The 15,238-nt window shown below is 38.0% G+C and carries 17 protein-coding genes; 5 read left to right on the top strand and 12 right to left on the bottom strand.

What is annotated here, in order from left to right; all coding sequences use genetic code 11:
- Positions 1-17: 17 nt before the first annotated feature.
- A complete protein-coding gene (locus ACINWC743_RS03500; protein WP_035300177.1) occupies positions 18-1,640 on the bottom strand; it encodes a carboxypeptidase-like regulatory domain-containing protein in 1,623 nt (540 codons plus the stop codon).
- A 534-nt stretch (positions 1,641-2,174) separates the two neighbouring features.
- Here ACINWC743_RS03500 and ACINWC743_RS03495 point away from each other — a divergent pair.
- Together ACINWC743_RS03495 and ACINWC743_RS03490 are read left to right on the top strand one after the other, a co-directional pair.
- Entirely contained in the window at positions 2,175-2,774 is a 600-nt protein-coding gene (locus ACINWC743_RS03495; protein WP_004824970.1) for a L,D-transpeptidase family protein, read from the top strand.
- Positions 2,775-2,795: 21 nt separating this feature from the next.
- Positions 2,796-3,176: an MmcQ/YjbR family DNA-binding protein gene (locus tag ACINWC743_RS03490; RefSeq protein WP_004824971.1), complete on the top strand. Its 381-nt coding sequence runs from the start codon at positions 2,796-2,798 to the stop codon at positions 3,174-3,176.
- Between the two features lie 203 nt (positions 3,177-3,379).
- Here the strand turns inward: ACINWC743_RS03490 and ACINWC743_RS03485 are convergent, their stop codons facing one another.
- Together ACINWC743_RS03485 and baeS are read right to left on the bottom strand one after the other, a co-directional pair.
- The gene (locus ACINWC743_RS03485; RefSeq protein ID WP_004824972.1) at positions 3,380-4,066 is read right to left on the bottom strand and encodes a response regulator; all 687 of its coding nucleotides are present in this window, start codon (positions 4,064-4,066) and stop codon (positions 3,380-3,382) included.
- Between the two features lie 15 nt (positions 4,067-4,081).
- Positions 4,082-5,815, bottom strand: coding sequence for a sensor histidine kinase efflux regulator BaeS (gene baeS / locus ACINWC743_RS03480; protein ID WP_035300174.1), 1,734 nt, complete (start codon positions 5,813-5,815; stop codon positions 4,082-4,084).
- 138 nt (positions 5,816-5,953) lie between these two features.
- On the opposite strand from baeS, the gene ACINWC743_RS03475 reads away from it, so the two are divergent.
- The gene (locus ACINWC743_RS03475; protein WP_009584408.1) at positions 5,954-6,574 is read left to right on the top strand and encodes a hypothetical protein; all 621 of its coding nucleotides are present in this window, start codon (positions 5,954-5,956) and stop codon (positions 6,572-6,574) included.
- 316 nt (positions 6,575-6,890) lie between these two features.
- Here ACINWC743_RS03475 and yjgA read toward each other — a convergent pair whose 3' ends face one another.
- The 9 genes from yjgA to mazG form a co-directional block, all read right to left on the bottom strand.
- The gene (yjgA, locus tag ACINWC743_RS03470) at positions 6,891-7,430 is read right to left on the bottom strand and encodes a ribosome biogenesis factor YjgA (RefSeq protein ID WP_004824975.1); all 540 of its coding nucleotides are present in this window, start codon (positions 7,428-7,430) and stop codon (positions 6,891-6,893) included.
- 2 nt (positions 7,431-7,432) lie between these two features.
- Positions 7,433-7,702 (bottom strand): HPr family phosphocarrier protein, encoded by a 270-nt coding sequence (locus tag ACINWC743_RS03465; RefSeq protein WP_004824976.1) that lies wholly within the window; start codon positions 7,700-7,702, stop codon positions 7,433-7,435.
- Entirely contained in the window at positions 7,699-8,550 is an 852-nt protein-coding gene (gene rapZ, locus ACINWC743_RS03460; RefSeq protein ID WP_009584383.1) for an RNase adapter RapZ, read from the bottom strand. Before rapZ ends, ACINWC743_RS03465 begins: the two co-directional genes overlap by 4 nt.
- A 25-nt stretch (positions 8,551-8,575) precedes the next feature.
- Complete coding sequence (gene panC, locus ACINWC743_RS03455) at positions 8,576-9,421, bottom strand: pantoate--beta-alanine ligase (protein ID WP_004824978.1); 846 nt, start codon at positions 9,419-9,421, stop codon at positions 8,576-8,578.
- A gap of 3 nt (positions 9,422-9,424) precedes the next feature.
- Complete coding sequence (panB, locus tag ACINWC743_RS03450; RefSeq protein ID WP_009584378.1) at positions 9,425-10,234, bottom strand: 3-methyl-2-oxobutanoate hydroxymethyltransferase; 810 nt, start codon at positions 10,232-10,234, stop codon at positions 9,425-9,427.
- 45 nt (positions 10,235-10,279) lie between these two features.
- Entirely contained in the window at positions 10,280-10,765 is a 486-nt protein-coding gene (folK, locus tag ACINWC743_RS03445; RefSeq protein WP_009584386.1) for a 2-amino-4-hydroxy-6-hydroxymethyldihydropteridine diphosphokinase, read from the bottom strand.
- Positions 10,762-12,252 (bottom strand): polynucleotide adenylyltransferase PcnB, encoded by a 1,491-nt coding sequence (gene pcnB, locus ACINWC743_RS03440; protein WP_004824981.1) that lies wholly within the window; start codon positions 12,250-12,252, stop codon positions 10,762-10,764. The genes folK and pcnB overlap by 4 nt, the downstream gene beginning before the upstream one ends.
- Before the next feature lie 211 nt (positions 12,253-12,463).
- Positions 12,464-12,937, bottom strand: a complete 474-nt coding sequence (locus ACINWC743_RS03435) for a ComEA family DNA-binding protein (protein WP_009584369.1) — start codon at positions 12,935-12,937, stop codon at positions 12,464-12,466.
- A gap of 7 nt (positions 12,938-12,944) precedes the next feature.
- On the bottom strand, positions 12,945-13,709 hold the full coding sequence (mazG, locus tag ACINWC743_RS03430) for a nucleoside triphosphate pyrophosphohydrolase (protein ID WP_009584412.1): 765 nt from the start codon (positions 13,707-13,709) through the stop codon (positions 12,945-12,947).
- 106 nt (positions 13,710-13,815) lie between these two features.
- Between mazG and ACINWC743_RS03425 the strand changes: the two genes are divergently transcribed.
- The gene (locus ACINWC743_RS03425; RefSeq protein ID WP_009584417.1) at positions 13,816-14,589 is read left to right on the top strand and encodes an SDR family oxidoreductase; all 774 of its coding nucleotides are present in this window, start codon (positions 13,816-13,818) and stop codon (positions 14,587-14,589) included.
- Positions 14,590-14,788: 199 nt separating this feature from the next.
- Positions 14,789-15,163, top strand: a complete 375-nt coding sequence (locus ACINWC743_RS03420) for a hypothetical protein (protein WP_035300171.1) — start codon at positions 14,789-14,791, stop codon at positions 15,161-15,163.
- The last annotated feature ends 75 nt before the right edge of the window (positions 15,164-15,238 follow it).

Genomic DNA, 15,238 nt, shown 5'->3' with positions numbered 1-15,238 from the left:
TTTTAAATTATGCTAAATTAACGCTGTGGAACATCTAACCAACGAGGTGATTGATAAGACATTTTCATCTTTTTCATCATTGGTGATGGTAATTCACTCGTCTCTCCTTCATCAGATTCGTCTTTTCCTTTAAAGAGCGGGAAAGTTCCTTGCGTTTTTTTGATTTGGATGTCGTCAATCATCCAACCTCTAAAACCATTGTATAAACCATCTTCTGTGCTGAACTGGAATCTTAATTTTACATTTGCTTGACCAGCAAATTCATCTAAAGATATAGGTTCTTGTTGTGATACCGCTGGCGCATTGTTAAAACCAAAATTAGTAAATGGTCGTGGTATTTTCGTCTCTAGGTCCACAACAGGGTCAGATAATGGATTTAAACGCGCAATCGTTTTATAGTTTTTTCCACCATCCGTGGACACTTGAATATCCATCAGATCAAATCCTTTATTATTTGGATTGACTGATTCAATTTCCCACCATGTTTTAAAATTTAAACTGATTGGTTTAGATACTTTGCTTAAATCAATGGATGGTGATGTCAACTGAGCATCATTCAGACTTACAGAGGTACCGCCATCTAATAATTTATCTGTCTGTTTTTGTTTACCAATAAAATTGCCTTGTTGAATATCACCAAACCAATATGCTTGAATACCTTGTGGCGGATTCGGTACAGCGCCTTGACTACTGTCATTGGGTGCTAAAAGTACAGATATATCCACTAATTTATTTTGAATACTATGACCTGTTTTGATTAAATTCCACATCGGTTGCTGTAAACTACTTTCTTTAGTCCACATATTTACTGTGGGTGAATCTTGCTCAAAAGTTTCTTTCCAAACGATATCATTTAATGGCTTTGTTATTGGTTTTAAATTCAAATGGTTACCAAAAGATGCTGAACTGTTGACTGATATTACTTTATATAGTGTTTCATAACCATCAGCACTAATCTGTAAGCTTGCATTTTTCAATGTCGATTCAAAATCTTTGGATACATTAAAACTTAGATTAAATTGACCTTTATCATTGGTTAAATCTGTGATAAATGCACCATTGGTTCCACTAGTACCAGACAAAGAAACTTGTGCATTTTTAATCGGTTTCCCATTATAGGTAACATACCCTGATAACGAACCAACAACTGCATCAACCTTTGCACATTTTATTTCCGCTTGTTCTTTTTTCGAACATGCGAAAGGTATCTTGAGTACAACATTTTCATTTGTATTTTTTGCTTTTAAGACGAAGCTTGTCATCACGGGTGACTCTGCTTCATTGACCAAAACAAAATATTGATCAGGACTTAAATTGTTGACTTTAATAAATCCTTGCTGATCTGTGGTGAGAACCGTTGTAGTAAAACTTTGCGCATCTGGTAATTTTTCATTTGATGCAAATATATCATTACTCTCAGAATAATTTATCCCTAAACTTTTTGCAGAAGCGATTTTTACTGCAAGATTAGCAAAGGGCTGGTTATTCGAATCTAAAATCTGAATACTATTCACATTCATTTGCTGTAGAGCAGGGTTCGTCGGCTTACCATTGTCCGTTTTAGAATCAGTGGAATCATTTCCACAAGCTGTGAGTAGCATCGTTGATCCAACGAGCACTGCGATTAGATTATTTCTCATATCATTAGCCTTGGATACTATTAATCCTTGTTGTTATTACATATTTAATTAAATCTACTCTTTAACATAGTTTGATAACGCCTAGAAATAATGATATTGGTGTGCTAAAAAAACTTTGCATTTAAGACATGATAAACTTGTAATTAACGTTTTTTCTGTGATAAACACCACATTTCATTATTTATATAAATTCTTTAAGTGATTAATAAAATTGACTTTATAAAATAATCTCAATATATTTTTGCTCGAAACCCAGATTTCAGAAATTAAACAATGTCAAAGTCAATAAGATTAATTGTATTTGCCAAAAACGTTCATGCTTTGAAGAAATTGAATGGCTCTATATAGTACAAATGTAGATGTATGATCTGTTTTTAAAGATTCCTAAGTGTAATTAGAGTTACCCACAATTTCTGTGGATAACCATGTGTTTATCCACAGGATAAATCCACAATCACAATTCAACTACAGCTTCCCAGTTTAATTTGGGTAAAATTTAGACAATACATTGCTTTACAACATTCTTAATTTAAAATGAATAAAAAATATCTCTTTTCAATTTTTGCTATTTTCATTGTGATGATCGCTGGTGGATGGTTCTATCAAAAATATAATCAATTTATTCCAACAGCAAATGCTGCCATACATGTCAAAAATTTATCACAGCAAGACATCACCCTTATTCGTCAAAACACTCCGATTACAGAGGTTAAAGTTTATAAGTCTGCTCGCATTGTCCAATTGATGCACCATGATCAAAAAATTCAAAGCTATCCAATGCGCTTAGGCTTTACCCCACAAGGTCATAAAGTACAAGAAGGTGATGGAAAAACACCTGAGGGACAATATATTTTAGATTGGCGCAATCCGAATAGTGCCTTTTATAAATCTCTGCATGTGTCTTATCCAAACCAGCAAGATCTCGCACAAGCCAAACAGTTGGGTGTTTCCGCGGGTGGTGATATTATGATTCACGGTTCTGCAACCACTTCACAAATCGAGAAAATGCCAAGTTTAATGAACTATTTACCTCGAAATGACTGGACATGGGGCTGTATTGCCGTTAGAAATGTTGATATGGATGAAATCTGGAAACTGGTGGATGATGGAACCATGATTCGCATTTACCCATAATTGAATTAAAAAGAGAACATAATGACTGGTGAAGAAATCCGAACTTTAGCATTTAAGATTGCGTCACATTTGCCTAAATCCGAACTTGACTATCCTTTTGGTGAGGATGTTCCTGTTTTTAAAGTGATGGGAAAAATGTTTATGTTAGGCTCTGAACTGCATGGCAAAAAACTGATTAATTTAAAAGTTGAACCTGATCATAGCGAAATGTTGAGAGATCTCTACCCCTCGATTCAGGTGGGCTACCATATGAATAAACGTCATTGGATTTCAGTCTATGAAGGCGAACAGATCAGTGCTGATCTGATTCAAGACTTGGTTGAAGGCTCTTATGAGCTTGTGAGCAAGAGCCTGACCAAAGCCCAAAAGCAGGTATTGGCGGTTTATCAACACATTAAATAATTAGCGGGCTTTGGATCGCACATTAGATCAACAGAGCTAACCTCTATCTATTCACGATTCAGTCAAAATTAGAATGTATCAATAAATATAAAGTTATATGTTTATTTTTCAAACATAACTTTTTACATTTATAAACATTTACCCACAATATCTGTGGATAAACCTGTGTTTATCCACAACGATGAACTTAAAATGTCGAAAACTTAATCTTCTGGATATTCAAAACGATAGCCTACGCCATAAACAGCTTGTACCCATTCATGACGATTTCCTGTTTCCGCTGCTTCAGATATTTTACGACGTAAGTTCTTGATATGACTATCAATAACACGGTCAGCAACATCAAAACTATCTGGGTTAATATGGTCTAAAAGTTGCGCTCTAGAATAGACTTGTCCCAAATGTTCGAGGAAAAGCTCTAAAAGACGAAACTCAGTTGGTGTTAAATTCAACGATTTTTGTTGATACCAGATGCGTTGTTGTGCTTTATCAATCCGGAATAAATCATTGGCTTCAGGTTCAGCTTTACGTTCTAAACGACGTAACACAGCTTGTACACGTGCAACCAATTCCTTAGGGCTAAATGGCTTACAAACATAGTCATCAGCACCCATATTTAAGCCCAACACACGGTCAATTTCTTCAGTACGCGCTGTGACCATAATGATCGGCAGATCGGTTTGTTCACGCACTTTACGACAGATCGTGAGACCATCCATACGAGGAACCATCAAGTCCAAAACCATGAGGCTTGGCTTACGTTGTTGAAAGCTTTCATAGGCTTCTTGACCATCATGAAACATACTGACTTCAAAGCCTGCCGCTTCTAGATAATCCCGCACCAATTGCGCAAGTTCAACTTCATCTTCTACCAGCATGATATGTTTCATGTTGTGCTATTCCTTTTAAACTTTCGTATGTTTTGAAAATGTCAATTTGCAACGCAAACCGCCTAAAGGTGAATGATCAAAAGTTAATTGTCCACCCAGTGCTTGCGCAATTTTACCAGATAAAGCCAAGCCTAATCCTGTGCCACCTGTACTACGCGTACGTGAATCGTCAACACGATAGAATCGCTCTCCTAAACGTGCAATCTGTTCATCACTCAAACCAAGCGGGCTGTCGTCCACAATGACACTCCAAGATTCAGCGTCTTGTTCAGTATGTACCTGAACTTCACCACCCGCTTCAGTATAACGAATACTATTCCCCAGTAAGTTGACCATAATTTGCTTAAAACGATCTATATCTAATTGTAATTTCGCCCCCTCACCTGTTGCTGAGGCATTGAGATTGGCTTGTTCAAACTTTGGTTTAAAATTATCAATCTCTTGCAAAACCACAGACCACGGATCAACTTCTGCAAAATAACATTTTAATTGCTGCGCTTCTGCCTGTGCTAAATCAGCCAAATCTTGAGTGAGTTTTTTCAAACTCGTCACCTGACGCAACATCGCAGCAAAATGTTCAGGTGTAGGTTTACGAATACCATCCTGCATTGCTTCAATTTGTGCTTGTAATACAGCCAATGGTGTTTTTAATTCGTGTGAAGTATCTGCGACCCATTGTCGACGAGACGTTTCATGCTGATCTAGAATCACTGCCAATTGATTTAATTCTGTTGATAAATCACCAAGCTCATCATTTCGTTTAATTGCAACTTGATGCTGGAAATTACCTTTGGTGAGTTCACGTGTACCATTAAGTAAGCGTTGAATTGGCGTTTTAAAATAGGTCGCTAAAAGTAATGCTGCAACCAAACTCGACAAGAATGTAAAAATATAGATCAGCACCAAATAGCGTTTTTGGCTACTAAAGAAATTGATGCTCGAAGCATCATCTTCATCCAAAACAGGTTTAAGCCCTAAGTAACCTACCACTTGTTCATTGACAATAATTGGGCGATAAGAGACTTGATCATCTGAAGGCTCACCCAATACAAACTGATGTTTGGCATCATATAAAGAAAGACGTGAACTCAATCCTAAACGGTCTGGCATGGATACAAACATCTTCTTGCCATTTTTTGGACTGACCATGCGCATTGGATCACGCATAGACGATTCTTTTCCTTCAGCAGGAGGGTTTTCTTGGCCTCCCGCGATATGCCCTTTGTCCATTGGAGGCTTAGCTTTGCGATCAGAAGGTTTAAATAAGTTTTGATTTGAACTGAGCGGAAATTTCAAACCTTCAAAAGGTTGATAGGCTGAAGGCAAGTTTTCTTCAAGAATTTTTATTTCTTCTTTGTCTAATTGGGATTTTGGCGTAGCACCTTCGGTCTGCCCCAAAGTTGCCATCATCGTATGTTCTTTAAAATAACGTTGCTGCAAAGCAATATCGTACTGACGACGTAACCACCACCGCGATAACTTGTCATAATCATCAGGTGCAGCATCACCTTCGATTTGTAAAATTTGCGCCTGAACTGCATTGCCCCAGTCTTGATATACACCATAAACATCTGCCAAATTCTCAATCAAATGATCAAGTTTTTGCATTTCGACATCAGCAACATATCTGGCAAAGTTTTTCTGCATGGTCCAATGCAATACACTCAAACTCACTGTCGTGATGACTAATGTCGTCAACAACACAGTGAGAAATAAACGTAAAGCGATGGGGACTCGGCGTATTTTCAAAACTGATCTCTCGTTTTTCTTCTCATTTCAATATTGTACCCAACACTTGCTTAAAATACTCTCCATTGTTTCTACATCATTATTATTTAATCTTTACTGTATCCACAAATATACAGAACATTCATTGGAGTAGTAACAATGAAAATGATCACAAAAATCACATTATTGTCAGCAAGTATTCTAAGTATGGGGGCTTTAACTGCCTGTCAATCTAATCCAGGTCCCAAAGACGGTCCAGAAGGTCGTCCAATGATGCATGGCGGACATCATAAAATGTCACCTGAGCAACGTGAAGAAATGAAAAAAATGCGTGCGCAACATAAAGAGATGCGCCAGCAAATGCAAAAAGCCTGTGACGGTAAAGCGATTGGTCAAACTGTTCAGGTCAAAGCTGGTGAACAAAGTATTGATGGAACATGTAATATTGTATTCAAAGCTGATCGTAAAGCGATGAAAGAAATGAAACATGATTTCCGTCGTGATGGAGAAGATCGTGGACGTATGATGCGTCACGATGGACCACGTATGAAAGATATGACAGATGAACAGCGTGCTCAAATTCAGCAGGAATTTGCGCAAAAACGCGCAGAGCGTAAAGCGCAATGGGATGCAATCCAAAAGTCTTGTGCTGGTCAAACTGATGGAAAAGCCATTCAAGTGAAAATCGGTGATAAAACTTTAGCTGGTCAATGTGTTGTGAAATTTCAACCCGATTTTAAAGCAGACCGTGCAATGCCGACCATGCCACCTAAAGTATAAAAGATATGTGGGATAAGACGGCGTAACTTGTTGATTATCCCGATCATAAAACCTGAATCTCAGCACTGAGATTCAGGTTTTGTTTTATAGACAAAACGCCTGGTTTTTCATACAAGTGATTTGATTTCAATCATTCAAAAATATATTCATCACATTAATTTTATTGATCAAGAGAAATTGTTTTTACTGTATGAGCTTTCAACAGATTGGCTATATAAATACCCCCTAATGGATTTTTCCTCGAAGCATCAGTCATATTTCATCTCTCATAAAAAAACGATCCTTTAGGATCGTTTATTCTATTTTAGCAATTCAATTACTTTGAATTGTCTGAAATCAATGCCACTTGTTGAGCGTAATTTAACAACTTCAGTTTTGAAGCTGCTAATTCTTCAGCAGAAGCCTGACGCGTAATATCACGGTGAATACGTAATACATGCTGACGTAAGGAATGCCCTTCTGCCGCATTATAAGACTTACAAAACTCTTTAATTGCAGGGTCACGTTGTTCAATCATACGTTCAACCCAACGATCAAGCTGTGCGAGCTTTTTAACGCCTTGTTTTGGCGTTAAATACGATAAAATTACAGCTTCATCTTCATTACGTAAAAGCTTTCCAATGCGTTGAAATTGACGACGGCGCGCTTCAAAAGATGTAATCAACTGCACATCTAATAAAGCCTCAATTAAGCGCTCTTCAACAGGTAAAGATTGAATTTGTTTTTTTGACAACTCAGCGAGTTGCTCACCTAAAGCAGCCATACGCTGTACAGCTTTTTTCTGTTCGGTTTTACTTGCACGCCCTTCTAAAGACTCAAAATCATCTTCAGTAAAACGTTGCGGACGACGTGCCACGATTATTCTGCCTCGTAAAATTTATCTGCAAAAAGTGCTTGAACTTCAGACAAAGCTTTTTCTTCATCTACACCGTCAATCACTAAACGCAAGGTTGTTCCTTTACCAGCTCCCAGCATAAGTAAAGAAAGGATATTCTTGGCATCAACCAACTTGTCACCTTTCCCAATTTGAATAGAACATTTAAATTTGGTAGTGACTTCGATGAGTTTTCCAGATGCACGCGCATGTAACCCTAATTTATTAATTACGTCAACAGTTGTGTCAATCATGACCAGTGCTTCATTTCTCTATGTAATACTTGAATGGTCCATTTCGACTCAAGAGCCTTTTTCAACCGATCCACAATATAAACCGAACGATGTTGACCGCCCGTACAGCCAATTGACACTGTAATATAGTGACGATGACCTTCCGCAAAAGCAGGCAACCACTTATTTAAAAACTGATAGATGTCTTGATACATCTCATTTGCTTGCTCGCTGGCTTCTAAAAAATTACGCACAGGTTCATCCAAACCCGAATATTTACGCAACTCTAAATCCCAATGTGGATTAGGCAAATGCCTTACATCAAAAACAAAATCTGCATCTAATGGAATACCATGTTTATATCCAAAAGATTGCAAAATTAAAATTAGTTTATCGGACTGTCCCAGTTTGGACAATAAGGTATCTTTTAAATCATGTACACTTTTGTCAGTGGTATCAATATGTACTGTTGCCCGCAGTTGAATCGGCAACAATAGATTTTTTTCTTCTTGGATACATTCATTTAAACTTTGAAAACGATTTGAAAGCGGATGAGGACGTCGAGATGCACTAAAACGTGAAATTAACTCCTGATCACGAGTCGTTAAATAAATAACATCTACACTGCCATGTTTTTGTATTTGTTGAAAAACATCATCAAAACCTTGTAAATCTTCTTTTGCGCTACGAACATCTACACCTAGCGCTAACAATTCTAAATTATTTTCTCGGTCAAGTTTTTCAACAATTTCAGGAAGCAATGCCAGAGGCAAATTATCAATACAGTAATAACCCAAATCTTCCAGTACCTGCAAAGCAGAGGATTTACCTGAACCAGATTGTCCTGTCACGATAAGTATACGCTTCATGGCATAGCGATCCTAAAAGCAAAGTTTATGCAGAATATTTCACTTGTAAATTGTCAATCAGACGGGTTTTGCCTAATTTCGCTGCAACAAACAATACAACATCTTGGTCGAACTGTTCAACTTTTTGTAAGGTTGGGCTACGTGCTTCAACATAATCCACCACTAATCCTGCATCAGTCAGACTTTGACGAATCTGTTGAAGCACGTTTACAAGTGTTTTACCCGCATGTAGATCATCTGCAGCAGTTGTTAAAGAATTAAAGATAACAGGAGCTGTTTGGCGTTCCTGCTCAGATAAATATCCATTACGAGAACTTAAAGCTAAACCATCTTCAGCACGAGCAATCGGTACACCAATCACTTCAATCGGCATATTCAAATCACGAACCAACTGTTTAATCACAGCCAATTGTTGATAATCTTTTTGCCCAAAGAATGCAAAATTGGGTTGTACAATATTGAATAGCTTGGTGACCACAACTGCAACGCCATCAAAATGACCTGGACGTTGTAAACCACATAAATCATCTGTAATTTCACCAACACTAATATTGGTCAATCGTGGATATTTACCATACATTTGCTCAACAGATGGCGCAAAAACAATATCACATCCCACTTCAGCCAATAAGTGGCTGTCATGCTCTAATGTGCGAGGATAGTTATCAAAGTCTTCATTTGGTCCGAATTGGATCGGATTGACAAAAATACTAACTACCACCACATCACACAACTTACGTGCTTCACGAACCAGATTTAAATGACCTTCATGTAAATTCCCCATCGTTGGTACAAAACCAATGATTTTACGCGCTGATCGAGCAGGATTCAGTGATGCTGATAATCCTTGAATGGTCGTTTCTGTTTTCATCTTTTACAGCTCTACTTGGAAAGTATGTTCTTTCGAAGGGAAAGATTTGTCTTGCACAGCAAGATGATATGCTTTGAATGCATCTACAATTGCTGTTTCACCTGTTTGCTCTGTCATAAAGTTGCGTACAAAACGTGCCACTTTTCCAAAAGTCAAACCCAACATATCTTGCACAACCAATACCTGACCATCTGTATCAGCACCAGCACCAATACCAATTATAGGGACATGTGGGAATAATTCAGCAATTTCTTTACCCATTTGTGCCGGAACACATTCGAGCAGTAATATTGCCGCACCAGCTTCAACCACAGCTTTACAGTCTGCAATCAATTGATCTGCAGCTTCACGTGTTTTTGCCTGAAGTTTATAACCACCGAAAACATGTACCGATTGAGGTGTTAAACCTAAGTGTACACATACCGGAATACCATTTCGTGTCAGCACTTGTACAGTTTCTGAAAGCCAAGCACCACCCTCAATTTTAACCATTTGCGCGCCTGCTTGCATGACAGTTTTAGCATTCACTAAAGCATCATTGAGCGTTGCATAACTCATAAATGGGAGGTCACATAAAATAAAGGCATGCTGATTCGCACGACGTACAGCGGCAGTATGATATGCCATATCCGCGACCGTAACAGGCAAGGTTGAATCATGCCCTTGAATGGTCATCCCTAAAGAATCGCCAATTAAAATAGTATCAATTTCGGCAACTTCCATACCTTTTGCCATACTTGCATCGTAGCAAGTCAAGCATGAAAATTTACGACCCTGAGTTTTAAATTGTCTTAAATCACTTAGACTGATCATGACGATATCCTCTATCAATGAGAGTTCTTTAGCACATCCAACAGTTCAGCCTGCCCAACCTTGATCAGCCAAAACAGTCAATGTTGAATGTTGCACAAGTTCTAGGTTTTGTAATGATTGTCCGTTTACCTTTAACTCAGTATCCAAGTCTAATAAAGGAATCACCACAAAATCACGCTGCAAAATACCAACATGTGGTACTGTGAGTCGCTCATTTATAATGTTTTTTTCAGCATAAAGCAAAAGATCTAAATCCAAAGTCCGCTCACCCCAATGGCGTAAACGCACTCGACCTGATTCATTTTCAATCCGTTGCAACTCATTTAATAAATCTAATGGCGCTAAATGGGTTAACAATTGGGCAACTGCATTGTGGTAATGCGGTTGATCTTGTGGACCCATGGGTGGGCTGTGGTAAAGCTTGGAAACCTTCACCTCACCCAATTGTTTTAACTGCTCAACAGCTTCACGCAAAATCTGTTCTGAATCACCCAAATTACTGCCTAAACCAATATAGGTTTTATTCATCATTGCGTTGGTCCAAAGATCACTTTGCTCAAATCACGTTGTACACGTCTACGCTTGGTGATCGGGTGATCCGCTGTAATTTCACCTTTGTTGACTGCTGCTCTGCTGTCATTTCTGCTTTTAAAATCATGTGATGCTGCAGATGGTGTATGGCTAGCATTGGCTTTTTGACGAGAACGGCGACTACGTGACTCTTGTTCTTTGACTAGCGGTTCAATCTCGGTTGAAACAGTTTTCACTTCTTCAACAACAGGAGATTCAGCTAACTTTTTACGGCTTTTAGCTCGTTGGCGATTATAACTACTGATTGCACGCTCTTTTTCATCGCTAGACATGGTTTGGTAAGCTTCCCACCAAGCCCCCATGCCGTTGGTCGTCGAATCACCAGACTTTTCTCTTAACAGTAAAAAGTCAAATCCAGCACGGAAACGCGCATGCCCTGACAGCGCTTCAATTTGTTGCGGTTTTGGATTTAACAGACGTGTCTGCATTTCCCAAACCTCACGGATAAACGTCTCCGCAAATCGAGGGATAATGGTCCGCGTCGCTTGTCGTTTTAAAACATCCAAACCTGCTTGTGCACGGGCTTCTGCCGCAACTACACCTTTAGCCTGATAAAAATCACAACGTGCTAAAAAATTGTTCCAAAGTAACACGGCATAGAAAAAAGCAGGATTGATGGTTTTGCCAATTTGAATTCGCTGGTCAGTATTTTTTGCTGCACGCTCCATAAATTGAGTAATTTCAGGGCTAATATCAGCAAATAATTGTTTCCAAATACCAAACTCGATCAACATTGGCATGACACGATGTAAATGTCCCATCGTGAATAGTTTTTGTGATTCATCGTATAAACGGTGTGGAGAAACATCACGCAAGAGCTGAGTCATCTCTTGGGTAAAAATTTTTAAAATTTTAGGATCGATACTGAAATTTAATTTTGCCGCAAAACGCAATGTACGTAACATACGTACAGGATCTTCTTCAAAACGTAGAGTCGGATCACCCAATAATCTTAAAGTTTTGGTTTTTATATCATCAATGGCATTACAAAAATCAAGCACTTCACCCTTACGTGGCTGATAATACATCGCATTGATAGAAAAATCGCGACGTGCAAAATCTTGCTCGATGGTTCCCCAGTTATTATCACGCAGAATCATGCCTTGAGCCGAAGTGATCGCTTTCTTGGGTGGGGCACGAAATGTTGCGACTTCAATCAATTCACGACCAGAATAGACATGTGCCAATTCAAAACGTCGACCGATAATTCGACAACGACGACCGAAAACTTCTTTGACTTGCGATGGCGTTGCATTGGTCACAGCATCGAAGTCTTTCGGGTTTAAGCCGAGCATTAAATCACGCACACCTCCACCGACTATATAAGCCTCATAGCCAGCTTTGGTTAAAGAATCAATAACATCTAAAATGGAAGAAGGTAATTGAGCGGTGGATAATCCACACTTTGACGCACGCAAAGTTTGCAAAAGACACTGTCTCCTACGTCAGGACGTAAAAATCATAATTGTGCTAATCATATCGCTTACACAGCTAAAGGGCAATTTGATTCTCGCAATCTTGCATTGAAATTGTGATCCTTAAATGATTGATCTCAATTTTAAGCTTGCATGTTTTTTAACAATACTTTATTTCAGATCAATGACGCTTTGATCCACGTTAGGAATTCAGTTCTACGCATCATAATCCAAGTTGGCTTCGATTTTTCTCATAAAGTGAAGGACCAATCCCTTTAACATTCTTTAGCTCTTCCACATTTTTAAACTTTCCGTACTGATTTCGATAATCAATAATGGCTTGTGCTTTCTTTGCACCAACCCCACTTAACTGCTGCAATTGCATGACATTGGCACTGTTCAAGTTTATTTTTGGACTGGAAGCGGATGGAACCTGTGCTGAAGAAGCCTGTCCTTTTCTTCCCAAATGAGTTTGGGAAGGCTGGATATTGGGGCGTGAAAGATAGTAATTGTCATCTACTTTTTTTAACTGAGCATCTTGTGCTTGTTGCTCAGCTTTCCATTTTAAATAAGCCTGATCAAATTTCTGTGCATGTGACATCACGGTCATACCCAATAAAGCTAGGTATAACCCACTCAAAAGTACAGATTTATTTAATTTAACTATACAATTTATCACATATTTAAAACGACTCATGATGTTCCTAATGTTGTAATTTTTGCTTTGCTTCATCCCATAATTGATCCATTTCAGTCAAAGTCACTTCTTCTATTTTTTTGTTTTTAGAATTGATTTGTTCTTCAATATAAGCAAAGCGTGATTTAAATTTAAAAATGGTGGTTAAAAGTGCCATTTCGCTCGAGATATTCAGTTTACGCCCAACATTGATTAAAGAAAATAAACAATCACCAAATTCTTCGATAATTTTTTTAAACTCTCCCGCTTGCATGGCTTCTTCAAACTCAGCCAACTCCTCTCTGACCTTGTCATAAGCTTGCGCAACATCGGGGAAATCGAACCCCACTTTTGCCACATTTTTTTGAATATTTTCTGCCTGAGTCAACGCTGGTCCATGTTTTACCGTATCTAATCGGGATTGAACTTTACCCTGCTTTTCCTGTTTTTTTATTTCTTGCCATAATGACGATACTTGTTCTGGGGTTAAATTTTCAAATTTTTGCTTTTGGAATACATGTGGATGACGTCTAATTAATTTCTGACAAATTGCATCAACCACGTCGTTAAAATCAAATGCACCTTGTTCACTGTACATTTGTGACTGAAAAACGACTTGGAGTAATAAATCCCCCAATTCATTTTTAATCTCATCAATATTTCCAGAACGCACAGCCTCTTCGACTTCATAAGCTTCTTCAATCGCAAATTGAGTTAGGCTTTCTGGGGTTTGTTCACGATCCCAAGGACACTCTGTACGTAACTGTTTCATGATGGCTAATAACTGTTCCATTTTATGTCCTTTAAGATCAATAACAAATGACGGTACAACGCTTGTTGTTGCGAATATTTTATGTTCAACTCTTTGCAATTAAAAAATAAAATTGAAGGATGTTGTAATGAGCCAAAGTATATTCATTAGTGGAGCAGCACAAGGCATTGGGGCTGCAATCGCACGTCTATTCTACCAACAAGGTTACCAAGTTGGTATTTATGATATTAATGAAGTACAAGCTCAGGCATTAGCAGATCAATTGGGTCATAACGCCAAAGCTGGAAAATTGGATGTTCGTGATTATGCACAATGGCAAAATGCATTAGCAGAATTTTCTGAATGGGCTCAAGGCTTAAATATTTTAGTCAATAATGCGGGCATTCTTTATTCAGGTGATTTTGAAAAAACAGACATTCAAGCACATCAGAGAACGATTGATATCAATGTGAATGGCGTACTCAATGGTTGCCATGCTGCATTTCCCTACCTTAAAGAAGCTAAATTTGCTCGTGTCATCAACCTTTCTTCAGCATCAGCCATCTATGGTCAGGCTGATTTAGTTTCTTATTCTGCCAGTAAATTTGCGGTACGTGGCATTACAGAAGGTTTAGATATCGAATGGCAAAAATATGGCATTCGTGTACTTGATGTCATGCCACTCTTTGTTCAGACGGCGATGGTCAAGGATATGGATTCTGGTGCGATTCAAAATATTGGTGTTAGTCTTTCTCCGCAAGATGTTGCAGATCAGGTATTTGCTCAAGTGAAAGCCAAAGGTACACTTTTCACAGCAACACATCGCCCAGTGGGATTAAAGACCAAGGTCATGTTTACACTTTCTGCGATTAGCCCTCAAATTGTGAATCGATTTGCCAATTTATTATTAAGTAAAAAGTGAATTATTTATTTTACTGAATAACAATTTCATAGCCCTAAAACAAGAGTACCTCCACCAAAAGGAATGAAATAATCTTTTAAAAAATAATAACATATTCACATTAAAAGTTTTGTGTTTTAAGGTTCATGACGGCTTTGTAATCATTTTTTTGATGAATTTGATTTATAGTTTTATTTCCAATGTATATATGGAATAAACAATGAAAAAAAAATTGCTAACAATGATTATACTTATTGTACCTTCTTTCACAATGGCTGCTCTAATCAGCACGTCTGAGCTTAAAAACATGGATTGTGATGCGCTTGCTGTCGAAAAAGCCAATGCAAATCGTGTATTAACCTCTTCAAATAGTAATGCAGCAACGAAAACGATTAGTAAATGGGCGAGTCTTGCAAGTAGTGCTTTAAGTTCTTTTGGTGGGGATTCTGAAGTTGCAACAAAGGCGGGAGGTTTTGCCAATAAGGTGGCAAATCAATCAGAAGCTGGACAAAAAGATGCACAACTTTTTGCAGATGCTCAAGCCAATGTTGAAAATATCTCAATTTACCAAAAATCAAAAAAATGTAATCTTTAAGTATATGAGGTATTTTAAATAAAAAACTCGCATTTTAGCGAGTTTTTTTATGGCTTCAATGAGTGAGTCTAATCA

It is taken from the genome of Acinetobacter sp. WC-743, assembly GCF_000335555.1.
Taxonomy (GTDB): Bacteria; Pseudomonadota; Gammaproteobacteria; order Pseudomonadales; family Moraxellaceae; genus Acinetobacter; species Acinetobacter bereziniae.
This window is presented reverse-complemented; position numbering and strand designations above follow the sequence as displayed.

What these genes read in the sequence shown, in the direction of transcription:
- ACINWC743_RS03500 (WP_035300177.1), bottom strand. Translation starts at nt 1,640, where the DNA reads ATGAGAAATAATCTAATCGCAGTGCTCGTTGGATCAACGATGCTACTC.
- ACINWC743_RS03495 (WP_004824970.1), top strand. Translation starts at nt 2,175, where the DNA reads ATGAATAAAAAATATCTCTTTTCAATTTTTGCTATTTTCATTGTGATG.
- ACINWC743_RS03490 (WP_004824971.1), top strand. Translation starts at nt 2,796, where the DNA reads ATGACTGGTGAAGAAATCCGAACTTTAGCATTTAAGATTGCGTCACAT.
- ACINWC743_RS03485 (WP_004824972.1), bottom strand. Translation starts at nt 4,066, where the DNA reads ATGAAACATATCATGCTGGTAGAAGATGAAGTTGAACTTGCGCAATTG.
- ACINWC743_RS03475 (WP_009584408.1), top strand. Translation starts at nt 5,954, where the DNA reads ATGAAAATGATCACAAAAATCACATTATTGTCAGCAAGTATTCTAAGT.
- ACINWC743_RS03465 (WP_004824976.1), bottom strand. Translation starts at nt 7,702, where the DNA reads ATGATTGACACAACTGTTGACGTAATTAATAAATTAGGGTTACATGCG.
- rapZ (WP_009584383.1), bottom strand. Translation starts at nt 8,550, where the DNA reads ATGAAGCGTATACTTATCGTGACAGGACAATCTGGTTCAGGTAAATCC.
- panC (WP_004824978.1), bottom strand. Translation starts at nt 9,421, where the DNA reads ATGAAAACAGAAACGACCATTCAAGGATTATCAGCATCACTGAATCCT.
- panB (WP_009584378.1), bottom strand. Translation starts at nt 10,234, where the DNA reads ATGATCAGTCTAAGTGATTTAAGACAATTTAAAACTCAGGGTCGTAAA.
- folK (WP_009584386.1), bottom strand. Translation starts at nt 10,765, where the DNA reads ATGATGAATAAAACCTATATTGGTTTAGGCAGTAATTTGGGTGATTCA.
- ACINWC743_RS03435 (WP_009584369.1), bottom strand. Translation starts at nt 12,937, where the DNA reads ATGAGTCGTTTTAAATATGTGATAAATTGTATAGTTAAATTAAATAAA.
- mazG (WP_009584412.1), bottom strand. Translation starts at nt 13,709, where the DNA reads ATGGAACAGTTATTAGCCATCATGAAACAGTTACGTACAGAGTGTCCT.
- ACINWC743_RS03425 (WP_009584417.1), top strand. Translation starts at nt 13,816, where the DNA reads ATGAGCCAAAGTATATTCATTAGTGGAGCAGCACAAGGCATTGGGGCT.
- ACINWC743_RS03420 (WP_035300171.1), top strand. Translation starts at nt 14,789, where the DNA reads ATGAAAAAAAAATTGCTAACAATGATTATACTTATTGTACCTTCTTTC.